This window comes from Stenotrophomonas nitritireducens (genome assembly GCF_001700965.1).
GTDB classification, from domain to species: Bacteria; Pseudomonadota; Gammaproteobacteria; order Xanthomonadales; family Xanthomonadaceae; genus Stenotrophomonas; species Stenotrophomonas nitritireducens_A.
Genome location: NZ_CP016756.1, coordinates 4,270,156 through 4,291,964 on the forward strand (window position 1 = coordinate 4,270,156; position 21,809 = coordinate 4,291,964).

At 66.1% G+C, this 21,809-nt stretch carries 15 protein-coding genes; 6 read left to right on the top strand and 9 right to left on the bottom strand.

Annotated features, from left to right (window positions below):
• From BCV67_RS18245 to BCV67_RS18280, 8 genes are all read right to left on the bottom strand, one after another.
• A complete protein-coding gene (locus tag BCV67_RS18245; RefSeq protein ID WP_062167736.1) occupies window positions 1-750 on the bottom strand; it encodes an RNA polymerase sigma factor FliA in 750 nt (249 codons plus the stop codon).
• The gene (locus BCV67_RS18250; protein ID WP_057628672.1) at window positions 747-1,631 is read right to left on the bottom strand and encodes a MinD/ParA family ATP-binding protein; all 885 of its coding nucleotides are present in this window, start codon (window positions 1,629-1,631) and stop codon (window positions 747-749) included. Before BCV67_RS18250 ends, BCV67_RS18245 begins: the two co-directional genes overlap by 4 nt.
• The gene (gene flhF, locus BCV67_RS18255; RefSeq protein WP_062167735.1) at window positions 1,618-3,414 is read right to left on the bottom strand and encodes a flagellar biosynthesis protein FlhF; all 1,797 of its coding nucleotides are present in this window, start codon (window positions 3,412-3,414) and stop codon (window positions 1,618-1,620) included. The genes BCV67_RS18250 and flhF overlap by 14 nt, the downstream gene beginning before the upstream one ends.
• 154 nt (window positions 3,415-3,568) lie before the next feature.
• Complete coding sequence (gene flhA / locus BCV67_RS18260; protein WP_062167734.1) at window positions 3,569-5,677, bottom strand: flagellar biosynthesis protein FlhA; 2,109 nt, start codon at window positions 5,675-5,677, stop codon at window positions 3,569-3,571.
• Complete coding sequence (flhB, locus tag BCV67_RS18265; RefSeq protein ID WP_062167732.1) at window positions 5,674-6,804, bottom strand: flagellar biosynthesis protein FlhB; 1,131 nt, start codon at window positions 6,802-6,804, stop codon at window positions 5,674-5,676. The genes flhA and flhB overlap by 4 nt, the downstream gene beginning before the upstream one ends.
• Window positions 6,805-6,991: 187 nt before the next feature.
• Window positions 6,992-9,112 carry a putative bifunctional diguanylate cyclase/phosphodiesterase gene (locus BCV67_RS18270; protein ID WP_062167731.1) on the bottom strand — a complete coding sequence of 707 codons (2,121 nt, stop codon included), beginning with the start codon at window positions 9,110-9,112 and terminating at the stop codon, window positions 6,992-6,994.
• A gap of 171 nt (window positions 9,113-9,283) precedes the next feature.
• Entirely contained in the window at window positions 9,284-10,075 is a 792-nt protein-coding gene (gene fliR / locus BCV67_RS18275) for a flagellar biosynthetic protein FliR (protein WP_062167730.1), read from the bottom strand.
• A gap of 4 nt (window positions 10,076-10,079) precedes the next feature.
• Entirely contained in the window at window positions 10,080-10,349 is a 270-nt protein-coding gene (locus BCV67_RS18280) for a flagellar biosynthetic protein FliQ (RefSeq protein ID WP_062167729.1), read from the bottom strand.
• Window positions 10,350-10,950: 601 nt separating this feature from the next.
• On the opposite strand from BCV67_RS18280, the gene BCV67_RS18285 reads away from it, so the two are divergent.
• From BCV67_RS18285 to pdeM, 4 genes are read left to right on the top strand one after another with little or no spacing between them, the layout of a single operon-like run.
• Window positions 10,951-11,946: a ligase-associated DNA damage response exonuclease gene (locus BCV67_RS18285; protein WP_062171570.1), complete on the top strand. Its 996-nt coding sequence runs from the start codon at window positions 10,951-10,953 to the stop codon at window positions 11,944-11,946.
• Window positions 11,946-13,550 (top strand): ATP-dependent DNA ligase, encoded by a 1,605-nt coding sequence (locus tag BCV67_RS18290; protein WP_062167727.1) that lies wholly within the window; start codon window positions 11,946-11,948, stop codon window positions 13,548-13,550. Before BCV67_RS18285 ends, BCV67_RS18290 begins: the two co-directional genes overlap by 1 nt.
• Window positions 13,547-16,036, top strand: coding sequence for a ligase-associated DNA damage response DEXH box helicase (locus tag BCV67_RS18295; protein ID WP_062167726.1), 2,490 nt, complete (start codon window positions 13,547-13,549; stop codon window positions 16,034-16,036). Before BCV67_RS18290 ends, BCV67_RS18295 begins: the two co-directional genes overlap by 4 nt.
• A complete protein-coding gene (gene pdeM / locus BCV67_RS18300) occupies window positions 16,029-16,667 on the top strand; it encodes a ligase-associated DNA damage response endonuclease PdeM (RefSeq protein WP_062167725.1) in 639 nt (212 codons plus the stop codon). Before BCV67_RS18295 ends, pdeM begins: the two co-directional genes overlap by 8 nt.
• 24 nt (window positions 16,668-16,691) lie before the next feature.
• Here the strand turns inward: pdeM and BCV67_RS18305 are convergent, their stop codons facing one another.
• Window positions 16,692-17,960, bottom strand: coding sequence for an amino acid permease (locus BCV67_RS18305; RefSeq protein WP_062167723.1), 1,269 nt, complete (start codon window positions 17,958-17,960; stop codon window positions 16,692-16,694).
• Window positions 17,961-18,178: 218 nt separating this feature from the next.
• On the opposite strand from BCV67_RS18305, the gene BCV67_RS18310 reads away from it, so the two are divergent.
• Together BCV67_RS18310 and BCV67_RS18315 are read left to right on the top strand one after the other, a co-directional pair.
• Window positions 18,179-19,996, top strand: coding sequence for a DUF885 domain-containing protein (locus BCV67_RS18310; protein WP_062167722.1), 1,818 nt, complete (start codon window positions 18,179-18,181; stop codon window positions 19,994-19,996).
• Window positions 19,997-20,622: 626 nt separating this feature from the next.
• Window positions 20,623-21,780 (top strand): metallophosphoesterase, encoded by a 1,158-nt coding sequence (locus BCV67_RS18315; protein WP_062167721.1) that lies wholly within the window; start codon window positions 20,623-20,625, stop codon window positions 21,778-21,780.
• Window positions 21,781-21,809: the final 29 nt, after the last annotated feature.

Genomic DNA, 21,809 nt, shown 5'->3' on the forward strand with positions numbered 1-21,809 from the left:
TCATGGTTCCTCGAGGCCGGCGTCGGCCGCCTCGAAAATCTTCAGCCGCCCGCGCAGGCGCAGCATGGCTTGGCCGTGGATCTGACAGACGCGGGATTCGCTTACGCCCAATACCGCGCCGATTTCCTTCAGGTTCAATTCCTGCTCGTAGTACAGCGACAGCACCAGCTGTTCGCGCTCGGGCAGCTGGCCGATGGCCTTGCCCAGCTCGGCACCGAACTGGCTGCGCTCCAACACCTGCTGCGGATTGGGGCCGCCTGTGGTCGGGGTATCCAGTTCGCCCTGGTCTTCGATGCGCGACTCCAGGCTCAGCACCTGGCCGCGCGAGGCGTCTTCGACCAGCCGCATGTAATCAGGCAGCGGCAGCTCCATTGCTTCAGCCACTTCGCTGGCGCTGGCCGAACGACCGGTGCTCTGCTCCAGGCGGCGGATGGTGGCAGCAGCGTCACGGGCACGGCGGTGCACCGAGCGCGGCACCCAGTCGCCACGGCGGATCTCATCGATCATCGAGCCGCGGATGCGGATCGAGGCATAGGTTTCGAACGAGGCGCCCTGTTCGGCGTCGTAGCTGCGCGAGGCTTCGATCAGGCCCATCATGCCGGCCTGGATCAGGTCGTCGACCTCGACGCTGGCCGGCAGGCGCGCGGCCAGGTGGTGGGCGATGCGGCGGACCAGGTCGGCGTGGCGGGCGATGCAGTCGTTGGCCGCGCTGCGCTGGACCTCCCGGTATTGGGCGGCTGCATTGTTCATGCCTTCACCTTCTGCTGGATGATGCGTTCCAGGAAGAACTCAACGCCGCCGCGCGGGGCGGTTGGGGCTTGCCAGCGCGCGGTGCGACGGGCGATTTCGTTGATGGCCAGCGAGGCTGGCGCGGAAGGGTAGAGCTTGACCACCGGCTGCTGGCGCTGCACCGACAGCCGCAGCCAGTCGTCCTGTGGCACGCAGCCCAGGTAGTTCAGCGAGACATCGATCAGGAATTTCTCGCAGACCCGCACCAGCTTTTCGTACAGGGCGCGGCCTTCGTTCGGGTCGCGGACCATGTTGGCCACGACCTGGATGCGGTCCACGCCGCGCTCGCGCGAGAGCACCTTGATCAGTGCGTAGGCGTCGGTGATGGAGGCCGGCTCGTCACAGACCACCACCACGGTGTCCTGCGCGGCCTGGCAGAACGTCAACACGCTGTCGGTGATGCCGGCGGCGGTGTCGATGATCATCACGTCGAGGTCGCGCTCGAGCTCGGAGAACACATTGACCAGGCCGACATGCTCGGCCGGCTGAAGTTCAGCCATGTGCCGGCGGCCGGACGCGGCCGGCACCACCAGCACGCCGTTCGGGCCTTCGATGATGACTTCTTCCAGCGTCGCGCGCCCGGCGACCAGGTCGGCCAGGGTGTGCTTGGGCTGCAGGCCCAGGACCACGTCGATGTTGGCCAGGCCCAGGTCGGCGTCCAGCAGCAGCGTACGTTTGCCCATGCCCGCCAGTGCCACGGCCAGATTGGCCGAGACATTGGTTTTGCCCACACCGCCCTTGCCGCCGGTCACCGCGATGGTGCGTACCGGGCCGGCCGGTTCGTGTCGGGTCGCCGACAGCGGGAAGGTGTTGGTCAGCTTGGCGTACTCACGCGACTGCATTGTTCAACTCCGGGTTGCAGGGCATATCGGCCGCGCGGCGCAAATCTTCAAGGCGAAGTACGAGATTTGCGGCAGAGGCCCGATAAAGGTCTTCCGGGACGTCCTGGCCGTCGGTCACCCAGGTGATCGGCAGGCGGTGATCGACCGCCACCGACAGGGCCGAACCGAAGCGGCCGGTCTCGTCCAGCTTGGTCAGCACCACGCCCTGCGGATTGGCGGCGCTGAAGCGGCGCACCACTTCGTCCATGTCCTGGAAGGCGGTGTTGGCGGGCAGCACCAGCAGGGTGCGGATCTGGCCGGCGGCGCGCAGCCACTGCAGCTGGGCGGTGAGGGCGCGGTCGCGCTGGCCCAGGCCGGCGGTGTCGATCAGCACCAGCTTGTAGTCGGCCAGTTTCTGCAGCAGCTGGTTCAGATCGGTGCCGCTGTTGGCCTCGTGCACGGCGATGCCGAGCTGGCGGCCAAAGCCGTAGAGCTGCTCGCGGGCGCCGATGCGCTGGGTATCGGTGGTGACCAGGGCTACGTCGCGGGCGGCATGGGCTTCGGCAAAACGCGAGGCCAGCTTGGCGATGGTGGTGGTCTTGCCGGCGCCGGTGGGGCCAACCAGGGCGATGATGCCACCGGTTTCCATCGGGTCGACCGGGGCAATCGGCAGCTTCTTGGAAATCAGCCCCAGCATCAGGCCGCGGGCACGGCTGGGATCAATGTCGGCCGGAATCTGGGTGGCGACGTCGCGGGCGAGGCCGGCGTCGAAGCCGTACTCATCCATCAGGTCCAGCGCATTGGCGCGCACCGCGCTGCCACGCAGGCGTTCGTCGGTGAAGCGGTTCATCTCGCGCTCGATCAGGTGGCGCATGCCGGCCACTTCCTGGCGCAGCTGGCTGAGTTGTTCGTTGTCGCGGGCGGCCACGGCCGGACTGGTCGGCACGGGACTCAGTGCTGCAGTGGCAGCTGCCGCAACCGGCGCGCCAGGCTGCATGGTCGCATGCAGCGGCTGGGCGGGTTCCACCACGGTAACGGGAGCTGCCACTGGCGCAACGGCGGCGGCTGCAACCAGGGCATCGCTGGATGGGGCGTGCATCGCGGCCGCAGCCGGCAAGGCCGGTGCGGCGACGGGCGGCGCGCGGGTCGGCTCGGGCAGCGGCGGATCGATCACGAAGCGGGCACGCTCAACCGGTGCCGGCGGTGCGATGGTGACGGCGGCAATGGCGTCGGCAAAGCTGGCCTGCGCGGTGCTGGCTGCGACCGGTGCCGGCGCAAGCGGTGCGATGGCGGCGCCGCTGCCGGCAGGACGGAATGCCGGCACCACCGGCAGTTCGTCGGCGCTGGCCGGCTGGGTGGCAAACAGGCTCTGTGCGACGGCTGGCTGGCGCGGTGCGGCCGGTTCAACCTCAGCCGAGCGCAGCAGGCCGGCGAAGCGGCTGCCCGGTGCCAGGTCAACGCTGCTGTCGATGGAGCGGCCGGTAGCGCCCACCGCCGAGCGCGCCAGTGCGGCGACGGCCGAGGTGGTGGCGGTGACCGGTTCCGGCTCCGGCGTCTTGCGGCGGGTCATCGCGGCCATGATGGCTTCGGCGGCACTGCGCGGCTTGGCCGGTGCCGGCGGGGCCGGGCGGGTCGCTTCCAATGCCTGCTGTACCGCGGTTTCGTCGTAGTGTGCGGCCGCCACGATCTCGACACCTTCCTCGATCCGTCGATTGGACAGGATCACGGCATCGGGACCGTGTTCTTTGCGCACGAGGTTCATGGCGGTGCGCATGTCAGCGGCGACGAAACGTTTGATCTTCATGCTTTGGTACCGGGAGTGGGGTTGCGGTGAAGGAGGGGCGTTGGCGATGTCATACATGGCGTGGCGGGCTCCTTCTTGCGGAATGGGTGCGGGCTGCAGCTGGTGTCTGGTTTCCGTCGCCGGCTGGGCGGCCGGCGTCGGTTTTCGGCGTGCCTCAGCTGATCGTGCCGACCAGCTTCAGGCGTTTGTCTTCCGGCACTTCGCTGTAGGCCAGGACCGACAGCGAGGGAACGCTGTGGCGGACCAGGCGCGCCAGCGCGGCGCGGACCGGGGCCGGTACCAGCACAACCGCAGGCTCGTTGCGGGCCTCCTGCTTGCCGACACATTCGGCAAGACTCTGGTGGAGGCGTTCGGCGAGACCGGGTTCCAGTGCGGCACCATTGCCTTGTGTTGACTCCTGCAAGACCCGTTCCAATTGCGGGTTGAGGGTGAACACCGGCAGCTCCGGCGAGGAGCCGGCGATTTCCTGCACGATGAAGCGGCCCAGGGTGTTGCGTACTGCGGCGGTGAGCGCGGCCGGATCCTGAGTGACTGGTGCGGCTTCGACCAGCGCCTCGGCGATCTTGCGCAGCTGGCGGATCGGGATGCGTTCGACCAGCAGGTTCTGCAGCACGCGCGCCACGGTGGACAGCGGCAATGCCTTGGGCGAGAGGTCTTCGGCCAGCTTGGGCGCGCTCTTGGCCAGGGTGGCCAGCAGCTGCTGCACTTCCTCGTGGCCCAGCAGTTCCGGCGCGTGCTCGCGGATCAGGTGCGACAGATGGGTGGCCACAACCGTAGCCGGGTCGACCACGGTGTAACCCAGCGATTCGGCGTGGGCGCGCTGGTGCGGCTGGATCCAGGTGGCATCCAGGCCGAACGCCGGGTCCTTGCCGGCGATGCCGTCAAGCTTGCCCATGGCGCTGCCCGGGTCCAGTGCGAGCTCGCGATCCGGGTGGATGTCAGCGGTACTGACCGGCACGCCATGGATCAGCAGGCGGTAATGGGTGGCCGGCAGTTCCAGGTTGTCGCGGATATGCACCGGCGGGATCAGGAAGCCCATGTCCTGGGTGAGCTTGCGGCGCACGCCCTTGATCCGCGCCATCAGTTCGCCGCCTTGGGTCTTGTCCACCAGCGGAATCAGCCGGTAACCGACTTCCAGGCCCAACGGGTCCACCGGCCGCAGTTCGTCCCAGGTCAGTTCGGCGGTCGGGGCCGGTTGCGGCTGGCCCAGTGCGTTCATGCCGCCTTCGGTGGCCGCAGTGGCGCTGGCTGCCGCGTTGGCAGCAGCGCTGGTTTCACGTTTCCACAGTTTCCAGGCAATGAAGCCCAGAATCACTGCCAGGCTGAGGAAGGCAAGGTTGGGCATGCCCGGCACCAGGCCGACCAGGCCGATGATGCCGGCGGTGATGGCAAGTGCGCGGTACTGGCCGAACACCTGGCCCATCATCGCCTCGCTCATATCCTGCGAGCGCGAGGCACGGGTGACCAGCATGGCCACGGCGCTGGAGACCAGCAGGGCCGGCAGCTGCGCCACCAGACCGTCACCGATCGACAGCAGCGTATACGTGGCGGCAGCGTCACCGAAGGCCATGTCATGCTGCAGCACGCCCACGGCCAGGCCGCCGAGCATGTTGATGAAAAGAATCAGGATGCCGGCGATGGCATCGCCACGGATGAACTTGCTGGCGCCGTCCATCGCGCCGTAGAAGTCGGCTTCCTCGCGCACTTCTTCGCGGCGCAGCTTGGCTTCTTCACGCGTCAGCAAACCGGCGTTGAGGTCGGCGTCGATCGCCATCTGCTTGCCGGGCATGGCGTCCAGGATGAAACGCGCGGTCACTTCCGACACGCGCCCGGCACCCTTGGTGATGACCACGAAGTTGATGATGGTCAGGATGGCGAACACCACGATGCCGACCGCATAGTTGCCACCGATCACGAACTCGCCGAACGCGGCGATCACCTTGCCGGCGGCGTCATGCCCGTTCTGGCCGTTGAGCAGGATCACCCGGGTCGAGGCCACGTTCAGCGCCAGCCGCAGCATCGTGGTGACCAGCAACACGATCGGGAAGATGGTGAAATCCAGTGGCCGCCGCACATACACCACGGCCAGCAGCACCAGCATCGAGATGGCGATGTTGAGGGTGAACAGCGCGTCCAGCACCGGCGCGGCCAGGGGCACCACCACCATTGCCAGCAGTGCCAGCACGATCAACGGCGCGCCCAGCCCGTGGCGCAGCATGTCCAGTGCGCGGCGTGCGGAGAAGCCGGAAGTCTGGCTGCTCATCGGGCGTCTCCCTTGCCGAATTCATCGATATCGATGGACGCCATCTGCGGCATCGGGCCGGTGCGCCATTGGCGCAGCTGGTAGACATAGGACAGGACAAGGGCAACAGCCGAATACAGTCTCACGGGGATTTCCTTGCCAAGTTGGCTTTCCCGATACAAGGCCCGTGCCAAAGGCGGTGCCGAGACGATGGCGACCTTGTTGCCGTCGGCCACCTGGCGGATGCGCAGGGCCATTTCATCGACACCGCGGGCGACCACCGTGGGGGCGTTCATGCGCCCGCTCTCGTACTTGAGGGCAACCGCATAGTGTGTGGGGTTGACCAGGACCACGTCGGCGGTAGGCACGGCCTCGTTCATCCGGCGCTGCGACAGCTGCATCTGCATCTGCCGGATGCGGCCCTTGACCTCGGGGCTGCCCTCGCTTTCCTTCATCTCGCGGCGCAGCTCTTCGCGGGTCATCTTCAGCTTCCGCAGCCAGTTCCACTTCTGGTACGGCGCATCGATGGCGGCCAGCAGCGCCATGGCGCCGGCGGTGGCCAGCAGGAGCTTGAGGGTGAAACCCAGGCCGCGGCCGATGGCGCTTTCCAGCGGCAGATGCAGTAGCCCGCGCAGGGCATCCACACCGTGCCAGATGCACAGGCCGGCGGCAGTGCCCACAAAGACCACGCGCAGCAGCGATTTGACCAGCTCGGCCAAGGCCTCGGGGCCGACCAGGCGCTTGATCCCGCTCATCGGGTTCATGCGGTTGAAGTCCGGCATCATCGCCTTGCTGGAAAACCGCAGCCCCCCCATCAGCACCGGGGCGATGAAACCGGCGGCCAGGCACACGAGCAGCAACGGAGTAAAGGCCAGCATCAGCTGCAGCAGCATCCAGCCGGCGTGGCCGAACAGGGCGTTCGGGGTGTCCAGCAGGCCGGGTTCGGGCGAAAGCGCGGCCTTCATCCATTGCCGTGCCGAACCGCCCATGGAGTCAGACATCGCATACAGCGCCAGCACCGCGGCGACGAAGACAGCAGCGGTGGCCAGCTCGCGTGAACGCGGGATGTTGCCTTGCTCGCGGGCTTCGCGCAGGCGTTTTTCGGTGGGGAGTTCGGTTTTTTCCCCGGCCTGTTCGTTTTCTGACATTGCCTGGCATGGAAGAAGGGTTCTTCCAGGGCCGTGCAAAAATCATTCCAAACCAGGGTTTGGGTAGTGCCGAGCCATGCTCGGCAAGGGGCTTTGCCGATAAAGCCCTTGCCGAGCATGGCTCGGCACTACAGATTGGGCTTTACCGGGAATGCCCCTGCCGAGCGTGGCTCGGCACTACGGGGCTCTACTCGGGGCTGGCCTGGAACGAGGCCAGCCGTGCTTCCATTGCCGCGTGCTGGACGTCGCCGCCGTGCAGGCGCATGAAATTCTCTGCGCTGACCGGGCGGCCCAACAGATAGCCCTGCAGATGGTCACAGCCCAGACGCTCCACGTAGGAGCGTTGGCCCTGGGTCTCGATGCCCTCGGCAACCACCTCCAGATTCAGCGCATGGCCCAACGCGACGATGGCCGAGACGATCACCACGTCCTCGTCGCTGTCCTCCAGCGACATCACGAAGGCCCGGCCGATCTTGATCTCGGTCGCCGGCAGTCGCTTCAGGTGCAACAGGCTGGACACGCCGGTGCCGAAATCATCGATCGAGATGCCCACTCCCAGCCCGGCGATGCCGCGCAGCACCGCAATGGTGTTTTCGGTATCGCGCATCACCGCGGTTTCGCTGATTTCCAGGATCAGCCGCGAAGGCTCCAGGTCGTTGCTATCCAACGCCGCCCGCACGTCCTCCAGCAACTTGGGCGAGCCCAGCTGCCGGCCGGACAGGTTGACCGATACCCGCCATTCGTTGTTGCCGGCATCCTGCCAACTGCGCATCTGCCGGCACGCCTCGCCCAGGACCCAGTTGCCGACGGTCTCCATCAGCTCGCTTTGCTCGGTAAGGCGGATGATGCGTTCGGCCGGAATATAGCCGTGTTCAGGGTGGCGCCAGCGGATCAACGCCTCGGCCCCGCTGATGCGGCCGCTGTGGGCATGCACGCGCGGCTGGTAGTGCAGTGACAGCTGCCCGGTACCCAGCGCCTTGCGCAGGTCGTCGAGCAGGCGCCGGTCCTGCTCGACGTTGTCGTTCATCCAGTCGGCGAACACGGCGTGGTTGTTGCGGCCGGATTGCCGGGAATAGGCCATGGCGGTTTCAGCCATGGCGATCAATTGCGCGGCGGTGTTGCCATGTTGCGGGTACCGGGCCAAACCCAGGCTGGCGGTGATGCGCAGGTCACGGCCGGTGGCCCGCACCGAGTTGACCGCCAGGATGATGCGCTCGGCCAGGGCATCATGTTCGTCCGGCTGCGCCAGGGGGCTGGCAATGACGAACTGGTCGCCACCCAGGCGGCCCACCAGGTCTTCGGCTGGCAGCAGTTGGCGCAGGCGCTCGCTGACGTCCACCAGCGCCGCATCGCCGGTCTGCGCGCCGAAGGTGCCATTGATCAGGCGGAAGCCGTCCAGGTCGACCACCATCACTGTGAATGCCGGCCTTTCCTGCAGCATCTGCTCGATGCGCTCATGTGCGAGCTGGCGGTTGGGCAGGCGGGTCAGTGAATCGTGCAGGCTGGCATGGAACAGTTCCTTGCGGGCATCGTCCAGCGAGGCCGACAGCATCGAGTTGCGCAGGTGCAGCAGCCGCGCCTGCATGCGCTGCTCGAACAGCGAGATGGTCAACACCACCGCCATCACGCCGACGGTCAGCAGCACCACGCAGGCCGCCAGCCATTCGGTGGGGACGCCGCCGCTGGAGGCCGCCGTGCAGACCGCGCCGGCCGGGAACCGCGCCGCCGCCATGCCGGTGTAATGCATGCCGACAATGGCCAGGCCCATCACCGCGGCCGCAACCAGCCGCTGTGGCAAGGGATGCTCGACGGTACGCAGGCGGAAGGCGATATACAGCGCGCTCCACGATGCGCCGACCGCGATGATCAGCGACAGCGCGAACCAGAGAGGGTCGTAGTCGATGTCCGGTGACATCTTCAGCGCCGACATGCCGACGTAGTGCATCCAGGCGATACCCAGACCCATCAGCAACGCGCCCAGCGCCAGCCGCATGTGCGGCAGGGTGGGCCGTGACACCAGCCACAGGGCGAAAATGGACGCCGCGACTGCCACCAGCAGCGATTCCAGGGTCAGCCACAGGTCGTAGCCCAACGGGATGGGTAGGCGGAAAGCGAGCATGCCGACGAAGTGCATCGACCATATCCCGGCGCCCATCGCCACGCCGCCGCCCAGCAGCCAACGGGCGGCCCCCCGCCGTGGTTGCGAGGCCGAGACCCGCGAGGCCATGTCCAGTGCCGTGAACGAGGCAAGGATGGCCACCAGGATGGACAACACGACAAACAACGGGTTGTAGCTGCCAACGAGCATCGAACCCTCTCCCTAAGATTGCCGTGCCGCGGTTGCGGCAGCGAGATGCCGTCACGGGTTCCGCATTCCCCTGCGGCGCCCGACTGTAAGCGGACTATCCACGGGTAGAAGGAAACCGGCAAGAGGGGGGTCAGGCAATGCGAAACCGAAAGCATTGAGCTGAGGAGGGCGTCACATTGTCACTTGCCGCGCCGTATCAAAGGCGGTGTTGAACAGACGTTGCACCGGCGGCCCCATTTCTCCTGCCAACAAGGTCAGCAGGGATAGCCCCAGCAGCAGTGCAATCGGCAGGCCCAGCTGCATGGGATTGAGTGCCGGGGCGGCACGCGCCAGCACGCCGAAGGCTAGGTTGATCGCCAGCATCGCCACCACCAGCGGCAGGGCCAGCGACAGCGCGCCACGGAAGATCTGCAGGGCCAGGGTCGGGGCCAGCGCCGCCACCGCATGCGGGTCGGGCAGGGCGGTGCCGATGGGCAGCGCCTTGTAGCTGTCCACCAGCAGCGAGATGAGTGCCAGATGCCCGTTGCTGGTGAAAAACAGCAGGCCGAACATCAGGTAGAACCATTGCCCGATCACACCGGAGCTGCCGCCGCGCATCGGGTCGGCCATCTGCGCAAAGGCCAGGCCGGTGCTTTGCGCGATCATTTCACCGGCCATCGCACCGGCTTCGAAGATCAGCCGCAGCAGGAAGCCGATGCTGACCCCGACCGCCACTTCGCGCAGGATGCTGAGCACGGTGGCCGAGTCGAAGCCGGTGAACACCGGCACCGGCGGCAATACCGGCGCCAGCGCCACGGACAGGGCCACGGCCAGCATCGCGCGCACGCGGGCCGGCACCGCACGGGTGCCGAGCATGGGCATTGCCATCAGCATCGCGCCGATGCGCAACATGATCCACAGGGTATTGCCGATGATGGCAAACGCCTGTTGGCCATCGATGACCGTCTGCGTGACCGAGTCCATGCCGCTAGCCGATCAGATGCGGAATGCGCTGGAACAACAGGATGGTGAATTCGACCAGATGGCCGAGCAGCAGGCTGCCCAGCGCAAACAGCGCTGCGGTAAGGGCGGCGGCTTTGGCGACGAAGGCGATGGTCGGCTCATTCAGCTGGGTGGCGGCCTGGATGACGCCGATCACCACGCCGACAACCAGCACGACAAGCAGCAGTGGGCCGGCAATCCACAGCGTGGCGACAAGGCCGCCGCGCAGTTCGGTGAGGGCAAGTTCGGGACTCATGCCGGGACAGATGCAAGAGCGGTGCCAGAGCGCAGGCGTCGGTTTTCCGGCAGTGCCTCGCCGGTGGGGCCTGTGGGGGCGTGTGCGCTGGCAAGCGCTTCTTCTATCAGGGTGCAGGCCGCGCCTTCATCCATTGGTTTCGGCTTCGCGGCTTACGCCGCTCCCACAACAGCGGCCCTGTTCCGCGTCGGCATCATCAGCCTGCCCTTGCCCTTGTGGGAGTGGCGTAAGCCGCGAAGCTCCCGGTCCATCCGGTGGCAAGTAATAGGGTCTACTAACGCTTCCGGCTCGCGGCTGGGGTCTCTCGCACAGGCCATCATGATCTTTCCTCTGCCGAACGGCGATGAAGCAACAGACGGATGGCGGTGTGATCGTCGTCGGTTGAGATGCACACATTGCTTCGTTGCTAAATCGCGCCTAAACATGTCGATTCGACCGAGCCCGCGCTGCACTTCCAGCAAACGCTGCATCCGCGCGCTGTGTGGAGCCGCTTCACAGCAATTGTCTTCATAGTGTTGATGGCGGATTCACGTGGCCCGACAGTTCCTACACGTTGTACGTGGCAGGGTTGGTCACAAGTGTTCTGGAAGGCAAGTACGTAATGGACGCTGATCTGGTCGAACTTCGACCCGAAGGAATGTACTGCCCGGCCGGTGACTTCTACATCGACCCTGGACAGCCGGTGGCGCAGGCCGTCATCACCCATGGTCATGCCGACCACGCGCGGACCGGCATGGGTTGCTATCACCTTGCCAACGCCGGACTGCCCATCCTGCGCTGGCGGCTGGGCGAGCAGAACTACGTGCCGCATCCCTACGGCGTGCCGTTCCGGCTGGGAGCTGCAACGGTGTCATTGCATCCGGCCGGCCACGTACTGGGCTCGTCACAGGTGCGGATCGAGGTGGATGGTCAGGTGTGGGTGGCGTCGGGTGACTACAAGCGCCAGGCAGACCCGACCTGCACGCCCTTCGAGCCGGTTCCCTGTGATGTCTTCATCACCGAGTGCACGTTTGGCCTGCCCATCTACCGCTGGCCGGACGCGGCGCAGGTGGTGGCCGACATCGCTGCATGGCGTGACGAATGTGCAGCACAGGGGGAAACCGCAATTCTGTACTGCTACGCGCTGGGCAAGGCACAACGCGTGTTGGCGGAACTGCTGGCGCTGGGCAAAACCTCACCGGTATGGCTGCATGGCGCGGTTGACGCGGGCGTGCAGGTCTACCGCGATGCCGGCGTGCAGATGGTGGAGACGCATCGCGTCGCCGACGCGGCAGCGGATGTCGATTTCGCCGGGCAGCTGGTGATTGCGCCGCCTTCGGCCGCCGGCAGCCGCTGGCTGCGCCGTTTCCGGCATGCGCAGCAGGGCTTTGCATCAGGCTGGATGCAGTTGCGCGGCAACCGCCGTCGTGGCAACTACGACCGCGGCTTCATCCTGTCCGACCATGCCGATTGGCCGGCCTTGCTGGAAACGGTACGCCAGTCGCGCGCACGGCGGGTGATCGCCACCCATGGCAACACCGATGCGCTGGTCCGCATGCTCAACGAGCAGGGCATCCACAGCACCACGTTTGCGTTGACGCGCGGCGAGGAAGACTGATGCAGGGCTTTGCCGCGTTGTACCAGCGTTTGGATCGCAGCACGTCGCTGTTGGAAAAACGCGCGGCGCTGGTGGACTACTTCAAAAACGCAACCGCAGAGGATGCCGCATGGGCGCTGTGGCTGCTGGTGGGTGGCAAGGTGGGCGGTGCCAAGGCGCGGATCGCCAACAGCCGCGAGCTGCGCGAATGGGTGGCGCAGGAGAGCGGCCTGCCGGATTGGTTGGTGGAAGCAAGCTATGACCAGGTAGGTGACCTGGCCGAGACGCTTGCCTTGCTGCTGGACGAACCGGCCGTGGCCGGCGCTGATACGGGTTTGGCGGAGTGGATCGAACAACGCTTGTTGCCGGTGGCCAACGCCGCGCCTGACGTTCGGCGGGATGTGATCGTCGATGCGTGGCGCCAATTGCCGATGAATGAACGCTTCGTGTTCAACAAGGTGTTGACCGGTGCGTTGCGGGTGGGCGTGTCACAGGGTCTGGTGCAACAGGCATTGGCCCAGTTGTCCGGCTTGGATGTGTCCCTGCTGGCGCAGCGTATGCTCGGTTTCAAGGCGCCCACGGCTGTCTGTTTCAACAGCCTGCTGGCCGCGCAGGGACAGGCCGGCGATGCCGCCTTGCCCTATCCGTTTTTCCTCGCCTCATCGTTGGAAGTACCACCGGACAGTCTGGGTGGCATCGCCGACTGGTTGCTGGAATGGAAGTGGGACGGCATCCGCGTACAGCTGATCCGGCGCGGCAACGACATCGTGTTGTGGTCACGCGGCGAGGAGCGCATGGATGGGCGTTTTCCCGAGATAGAAGCAGACCTTGCGCGGCTGCCGCATGATGCGGTGATCGACGGTGAGCTGCTGGCCTGGGCCGACGGCCAGACCACGCCGATGCCTTTCACCGCACTGCAGACCCGCATCCAGCGGCGCAAGCCTGGGCCGAAGATTCTGGCGCAGACGCCGGCCCGCGTGGTGGCCTACGATCTGCTGGAACTGGATGGACAGGACCTGCGCCAACACAGTCTGCAGCAACGCCGCGCCGCCCTGCAGCAGTTGCTGGACGAACATGGCTCGCCGTTGTTGCAGCTCTCGCCGCAGGTAAGGGTGGCGGATTGGGCGGAAGCAGCGGGCCTGCGCGTGCAGTCGCGCGAACGCGGCGTGGAGGGCTTCATGCTCAAGCGCCTTGACTCACCGTATCGGCATGGGCGCAAACGTGGCGACTGGTGGAAGTGGAAAGTGGATCCACTGACCATCGATGCGGTGCTGCTGTACGCACAGAGCGGGCACGGCCGGCGCAGCACCTTGTACACGGACTACACCTTCGGCCTGTGGGACCAGGACAAGCTGGTGCCGGTGGCCAAGGCGTATTCCGGTCTTGATGACAAGCAGATTCTCGCGCTGGACCGCTGGATACGTGGTCACACCACCGAACGCTTCGGGCCTGTGCGGGCGGTGCAGCCCTTGCAGGTGTTCGAGCTTGGTTTCGAGGCGGTGAATCGTTCTGCCCGCCACAAATCCGGCGTGGCGGTGCGTTTCCCGCGCATCCTGCGCTGGCGGCAGGACAAGCTGGCCGGCCAGGCGGATGTGCTGGAAACCCTGCGCAAGGTTGCAAAATGAGCAGCGCAGGCGGTGCAAGGGCTGCGCGCGCGCAGGCCGATGCCCGTTGGCTGCAATGGTTTGCCAGTCGCGGCTGGAAGCCGGCTGCGTTTCAGCGCGAGGCGTGGCGCCGCTACCGCAACGGCGAGTCCGGTTTGCTGGTCACGCCAACCGGCAGTGGCAAGACCCTGGCCATGATCGGCGGCCCATTGCTGGAGGCCGCGGCGACGTTGCCGCTGGCGGTGGCTGCGGGTGGACGGCGCGCTGCGGCCACGGCACAGGTACGGATCCTGTGGGTTACCCCTTTGCGGGCGCTGGCCACTGACACGGCGCGTGCGTTGCGTGAGCCGATTGCCGCGCTCGGGCTGCCCTGGACCGTTGCCATGCGCACCGGTGATGCCAGTGCGCGCGACAAGCGCCTGGCCCGACAGGGGCGCGCCGAAGTGCTGGTGATTACTCCTGAATCGCTGGCCTTGCTGCTGAGCTATCCGCAGACGCAGGCGCAGTTTGCCGGCCTGCAGGCGATCGTGGTCGACGAATGGCATGAGTTGCTGGACAACAAGCGTGGTGTGCTGTTGCAGCTGTGCCTGGCCAGGATACGCGGCTGGGTGCCGCAACTGCGTCTGTGGGGGTTGTCGGCAACGCTGGGCAACCTTGAGCAGGCGCGGCAGGTGCTGCTTCCACAGATACCCGATGCAGCCCTGGTGCGCGCCGCCTCGCCGCGACGGCTGGTGCTGCAGACGGCATTGCCAAAGGCAGGGGAGCGTTTTCCGTGGGCCGGGCATCTGGGTCTGTCACAGATGCAGGCGGTGATTGAGCATCTGCAGCAGGCGCGCAGCACCTTGCTGTTCACCAACACCCGCGCGCAGGCCGAGCTTTGGTACAAGGCACTGCAATCGGTATGGATGGACGCGCCGCAAAGCCTGGCACTGCATCACGGCTCGCTCGACCCGGCATTGCGTGCCGAGGTGGAGCAGGGGCTGCGTGATGGCGCCATCCGCTGTGTGGTGGCAACGTCCAGCCTGGATCTCGGGGTGGATTTCCCGACCGTGGACCAGGTGATCCAGCTGGGCAGCCCCAAGGGCATGGCGCGCCTGCTGCAGCGTGCCGGCCGCGCCCGCCACCGCCCCGGTGAAGCCGGGCACATCCTGTGCGTGCCCACGCATGCGTTTGAACTGGCCGAATATGCGGCGGCCCGGCTTGCCCTGCGCAGTGGTCACGTGGAGGCGCGGCGCCCGCTGACGCTGTCACTGGATGTGCTGTCCCAGCACTGCGTTACCTTGGCGTTGGGCGGTGGTTTCGATGCCGGTCAACTGTTCGCCGAAGTGCGTTCCACACATGCCTTCGCCGCGTTGAATGCGGAGCAGTGGACACAGGTCTTGCAGTTCATCGAACGCGGCGGCACCGCCCTGCAGCAATATCCGGATTTCTGCCGGGTGAGCCGTGATGCTGACGGTCGGTATGTGGTCAGTGAGCGTCGCGTTGCGTTCCGCCACCGTCTGTCCATCGGCACCATCACCAGTGATGGCGCCATGCTGGTACGGATGGCGCGTGGCGGCAGCCTGGGCAGTGTGGAAGAAAGCTTCCTGTCGCGGCTGCGCCCGGGCGACAACTTCCAGTTTGCGGGCAGAACCCTGCGGCTGCTGCGCCTGCAGGACATGACCGCCTACGTGCGGCCGGCCAAGCAGGGCAGCGGCATCGTGCCGCGCTGGCAGGGCGGGCGCATGCCCATGTCCAGCGAACTGGCAGCACATGTCGCCGCCGTTCTGGCTGACCCGCCGCGGACGCCGGAGCTGCGCGCGTTGGCACCGTTGTTGGCCCTGCAGGCCCGGTTGTCCGCGTTGCCCGCCGCCGGTGGCCTGTTGGCCGAAGTGCTCAAGACCCGCGAGGGTTGGCACCTGTTCCTGTATCCGTTCGCAGGGCGCGCGGTGCATGAGGGGTTGGCGGCCTTGATCGCGCTGCGCTGGAGCCGCCTGTTGCCCAATACGTTCGCCTTCGCGGTCAACGATTACGGCTTGGCCTTGACCGCCGCTGCCGAGGTGGAGCTGGATGTGGCGACATTGCGCACCCTGCTGTCACCCCAGTCACTGTTGCCTGACCTGGCGGCCAGCGTGAATCTTGCCGAATTGGCACGGCGTCAGTTCCGCGACATCGCTCGGGTAGCGGGCCTGCTGCCGCCATCGCTGCCTGGCCGGGCGGCGCGCAGCCTGCGTCAGCTGCAGGCCTCCAGTGGGCTGCTGCATGACGTGCTCAGGCGGTACGATCCGCAACACATGCTGCTGCAGCAGGCCGAGCGCGAGGTGCTGGAGCTGCGTCTGGACCTGCCCTCGTTGCAGCGGGAACTGCAGCGGTGCGCCGATGCCCGCATCGACTTGAAGCGGCCACGCACGCTGACCCCGCTGTCCTTCCCGCTCTGGGCCGAAGCCAAGCGCGGCAGCCTCAGCAGCGAACAATGGAGCGTGCGCGTGCAGCGCGCGGCGCAGCGGTTGGAGCAGCGCTATGGTTGAGCAACTGGAGCTGGAGATCGCTGGCGAACCCGTCATCCTGCTGGCCGACCGCGCGTTGTACTGGCCTGCCCAGCGCCGGCTGGTGATTGCCGACCTGCATCTGGGCAAGGGCAGCATCATGCGCAGAGGCGGCATCCCTGTGCCCGGCGGTGGCACCGCGGCGGATCTGCAGCGGCTGACGGCGTTGTTGGCCGGCACCGGCGCCCATTCCCTATGGGTGTTGGGCGATTTCCTTCATGGCCCGCACGCTGCACGCAGCGACGCGCAATGGCAGCAGTTCCGTGCGGACCACGCCGCGATTGCCATCACGGTGGTGCCAGGCAATCACGATCGCCACTTCGATGCCGTGCAGGCCCAGGTAACGCTGGCGTCGGAAGGCCATCGGGATGGCCCATTTGTCTTCCGCCATGCCCCGGCAGCAGGGCCGGATACAGCGGCGCATGTGATCTGCGGCCATCTGCATCCGGTGGTGAAGCTTCCCGGCATGGGCGCCCATCCCGTGTTCTGGCGGCGCCCGTCGATGACGGTACTGCCGGCGTTCTCACTGTTCAGCGGCGGCATACGCATTGCCCCCGCGGATGGCAGGGGCAGCGTGCTGTGCAATGGCCGCGAGTTGGCGGTGATCGGCTGAGCGGATCTGCCGTGGGCTTGCGGCTCAGCGCCGGCGTAGCCAGAAGTAGATCGGCAGGCCGGCCAGGATCAGGGCCACACCCCACAGCAGCGCTTCGGCGCCGATGCCACCGATGGCATACAGGCTGAAGGCCAAGGCACCTGCGGCGGCAAGCCGCGAGGGGATGCCGCTGCCGCGCCACAACCAGGCGGCAGCGCCAGCGAGGTAGGGCAGCAGGGTGGCCGCAGTGGACAGCAGCACCGAGAATTTGAACAGGTCCACCAGCGAGCGGTTGTAGTTGCAGATCACCAGTACGGTGGCCAGCAGGCAACTCACGATCACCCCGAATACCGGCGTGCCGCGCTTGTTTTCATAGGCAAAAGCCCGTGGCAGCACGCCGTCGCGGGCGGCCGCCATCGGCAGCTGCGCCGACAGCAGGGTCCAGCCGTTGAGGGCGCCAACGCAGGAAATGGCCATCACCACCGCCAGCAGCATGCCGGCGGTCGGGCCCCACAGCGCGGCGGCGGCATCGGCCATCGGCGCGCCGGACCTGGCCAGCACATCAGCCGGCAGCAGGCCGAGCACGGTGGTACAGGCCAGCACGGTGGCGATGCCGGCGATCAGCGTGCCGGTGACCGTGGCGCGGGCGATCGTGCGCGGCGCATCATCAACCGAGTCGGCCGGGACGGTCGCCGCTTCCAGCCCGATCATCGCCCACAGGGTCAGCGCCACGGTGGCGCCGGCCACACTGCCCAGGGATTCGCCGGAAGGGTTGAAGGGCACGTAATGGCTGGTATCCACCAGCCACAGCGCGACCAGGCCGAACATCAGCAGCGGCACCACTTTCAATACGGTGGTCAGCAGCTGCAGGCGGCCGGCCTCGCGCATGCCGACCAGGTTGACGCCGGCACAGGCCCACAGCGCGATCAGGCCACAGGCGGCGGCACGCACCGGGGTGGCGGTGAGTTGCGGGAAGATGGCACCGATGCTGCCGGCAAAGGCCACCGCGATGGCGGCGATGGCACACCACATCGAGATCCAGTAGCTCCAGGCGACCAGGAACCCCGGCAGTTCGCCAAACGCATTGCGGGCGAACACATAGGGGCCGCCGGTCTGCGGCCAACGTTTGGCCAACTGGGCAAAGGTGATGGCCAGCAGCAGTGCGCCGACCAGGGTGATGCCCCAGCCGATCAGGGTGGCAGCGCCATAGGGGGCGAGGGTGGCGGGCAACAGGAAGGTGCCCGAGCCGATCATGCTGCCCACGACCAGGGCAGTAGCGGACCAGAAGCCCAGCGGGCGACGCGAAGTAGTCATAAATACAGCAACGGCAAAGGCTCACGCCGGGAGAGGTGCCCCGGGAGAGCGTGAATACAGGGGAGGCGGACGCCGGTGGCGACCGCAGCAGGGGACGGATTATGACGGTTTGCGGGCCAGGCCGCGATGTTGGTGGCCCGGCAATGACCTTTGGCCCTTACGGCAAGGGGCTGTTGCGCTGACGCTGGCGGCCTTGTTCCCCTTGCTGGAAACCCCTGATGACCGTCCGACCGTTGGCGCTAGCCGTTTCGTTTTCCCTGGCCACCGTGCTGGCCGCCTGTTCACCCTCCTCGCAGCCGGCAGCAGGCGACAGCAGCGCCCAGGCGCCGCAGGCCGACAAGGCCGCGCAGCTGAACCAGCTGTACGCCGACTACTGGGAAGGCGTGCTCAAGCTGAACCCGTTGCAGGCGACCTTCCAGGGTGACAACCGCTACAACGACCAGCTGCCGGATTTCGGCTCGGCCGAATTCCGCAAGCAGAGCCATGACTTCACCCAGGAATGGCTGGGCAAGGCCGAGAAGATCGGCGATGCCGGCCTGGCGGGGCAGGACCTGCTCAGCTACCGCATCTTCGTCGAAGAGCAGAAGCAGTCACTGGAAGGGGAGAAGTTCCCGACCTGGATGATGCCGGTCAACCAGATGGGCTCCACCGTCAGCTATGCGGTGATGCTGGGTTCGGGCCAGGTGGCGCAGCCGTTCAAGACGGTCAAGGATTACGACAACTGGCTGGCACGTGCCGCGCGCATCCCGGTGCTGCTGGAAACCGAAAACGCCAACATGCGCGAAGGCATGAAGGCCGGCGTGGTGCAGCCGCGTGTGCTGATGGAAAAGGTGGTGCCGCAGTTCGACGAGATCATTACCGCCAAGGCCGAGGACAGCCAGTTCTGGGGTCCGATCAAGCTGCTGCCAGCCGATTTCTCACAGGCCGACAAGGACCGCCTGACCGAGGCGTTCCGCAGCGTGATCAACGACAAGCTGATGCCTGCCATCAAGCAGCAGCGTGATTTCATCGCCAACGAGTATCTGCCGGCCACGCGTGACACGGTAGGCCTGGATTCGCTGCCGGACGGCAAGGCGTGGTACGCCTTCAACGCCAAGCAGAGCACCACCACCGCACAGACGCCGGAGCAGATCCACGAGATCGGCCTGAAGGAAGTGGAGCGCATCCACGGCGAAATCCAGAAGGTGATGGCCGAGGTGGGCTTCAAGGGTTCGCTGCAGGACTTCTTCAAGTTCATGCAGAACGACAAGCAGTTCGAGTTCAAGTCCGAACCGGAGCTGCTGGAGCATTACCGCGGCCTGGAAGCCAAGATCAACGCCAATGTGCCCAAGCTGTTCTCGCTGACCCCGAAGGCGGGCTTCGAGATCCGTCCGATCGAGGCGTTCCGCGCCAAGTCGGCCGCCGGCGGCGAATACATGCAGCCCAGCGAAGATGGCAGCCGCCCGGGCATCTTCTACGTGAACACCTATGACCTGCCGACGCGCAAGACCTGGGACGCTGAAGACCTGTTCCTGCACGAAGCCATTCCGGGCCACCACTTCCAGCTGGCGCTGCAGCAGGAGTTGAGCGGCGTGCCGGCGTTCCGCCGCTTCGGTGGCGAGACCGCCTTCATTGAAGGCTGGGGCCTGTATGCCGAAAGCCTGGGCAAGGACCTGGGCGTCTACACCGACCCGTACAGCTACTTCGGCCGCCTGCAGGGTGAGCTGTGGCGCGCGGTGCGGCTGGTGGTGGATACCGGCCTGCATTCCAAGAGCTGGACCCGCCAGCAGGTGCTGGATTACATGTTCGCCAACTCCTCGGTGAGCGAGCCCGATGCCATTGCCGAAGCCGAGCGTTACATCGCCTGGCCGGGCCAGGCACTGGCCTACAAGACCGGCGAGCTGAAGATCCAGGAGCTGCGCAAGCGCGCGCAGGACAAGCTGGGTGCCAAGTTCGACATCCGCGAGTTCCACGCCGAAGTGCTGAAGGATGGTTCGGTGCCGCTGGACGTGCTGGACGAGAAGCTCAACGCCTGGATCGCCGAAAAGGCCAAATAATCGGCAACGCCGGTTACCGGTAGTGCCGAGCTATGCTCGGCAGAGGCATTACCGCAAAAGGCTAACCCCTCCCCAACCCTCCCCTTGGCCGCTGGCCAAAGGGAGGGAGCAGGAGCGTAGTGCCGAGCCATGCTCGGCAGAGGAATTACCGCAAAAGGCTAACCCCTCCCAAACCCCCCCTTGGCCGCTAGCCAAAGGGAGGGAGCAGGAGCGTAGTGCCGAGCCATGCTCGGCAAGGGGCGTTCCCAGCATTGCCGGGAAAGCCCCAACCGACCCAGCATTGCTTGGCAAGCCCCAGCCGAGCATGGCTCGGCTCTACAAGGGGCCTGCTTGTGGGAGCGGCGTCAGCCGCGAAGCTGGCAATAATGAAACTGCAGAAAGGCTCGCAATCAGAACGATTGCGGGCTTCGCGGTGCAGATGGCTTCAAGAATGGTATTGCCTGGAAAGCCTCAGCCGAGCATGGCTCGGCTCTACAGGTGAATTTCCGGCGAGCGCGGCAGTTACGTACTGTTCCGGCAATGACTACGCGATCTGCCATCGCGCCATGGCAAAGTAGCCGGTCTTCGTTCAAACCCTTTGGTGGCGTGCCTGCGGCTGTTCCGCGCGCCCGCCGCTGCTGTCGCCCATGACTCTATTCGTCTCGCTGATCCTGCCGTTGCTGGCCATCTGGTTGTGGTGGCCAGTCACTCCCTTGTCCAAGCGCCAGCGTCGTTGGCGGACCGGTATCAGCGTTGGCCTGGCGCTGGTGGGGTTGGGCTTTGCCACGCTGTGGCGGCTGGATGTCTTCAGCTACTCGGTCGAAGCGTGGATCCAGCTGGTATTCGGTTGGGTGCTGGTGATGTTCGTTTTGCTGCTGGCCTTCCTGCTGCTGCGCGAGGCCGGCTGGCTGTTGTCACGCCTGCTGCCGCGCAGCGCGCGTTTGGCGACGCTTTGGCACGGTGCCGGCTTCAACCATGGCGCGGCGACGGTGATCGTGCTGCTCGCCACGCTGGGCATCTACAACGGACTCAAGCCGCCGCAGGTGCACGAGCGCGACCTTGTCGTTCCGCACCTGCCCAAGGAAATGGACGGGCTGCGGGTAGCGGTGCTGGCCGACCTGCATATCAGCCCGGTCAAGCGCGCCTGGCGTACCCAGCGCATTGTCGATGCAACCCTGGCGGCCAAGCCCGACATGATCGTGCTGCCCGGCGACATGGCCGACGGTGGCCTGGAGGACAGCGGCCGTTTCGCCGAGCCGCTGGCACAGCTGAAGGCGCCTTACGGTGTCTGGTTGGCGCCGGGCAACCATGAGTACTACTACGACTACAGTGCGTGGATGGCGCATTTTCGCCAGATGGGCCTGGGCGTGCTGGAGAACCAGAGCGCGCTGTTGACCATCAATGGGCGCAAGCTGGTGGTCTCGGGCATAGGTGACCTGGCGGCGCTCAAGCCGACATCGTATATGCACGGTGGCCTGGCGCCGGACATGCAGGCAGTCGTTGACGGCGGTCGGGGTGGCGACGTGCATGTGCTGCTGGCCCACCAACCCAAACAGGCACGCGCGGCTGCGGCAACCGGCGCGATCGACCTGCAGATATCCGGTCATACCCATGGCGGGCACATGCTGGGATTTGATCGTTGGGTGGTGGCGCCTTTCAACCACGGCTATGTACGTGGCGAATACCGCGTGCGCGGGATGGCCTTGTTCGTCAGCAGTGGTGTGGGCCAATGGGACGGCTTCACCGCGCGGCTAGGTGTGCCTTCGAGCATCGATGTGCTGGTGCTGCGCAGCCCGGCGTTGTAGGAGCGGCGTAAGCCGCGAAGCTGGTATTG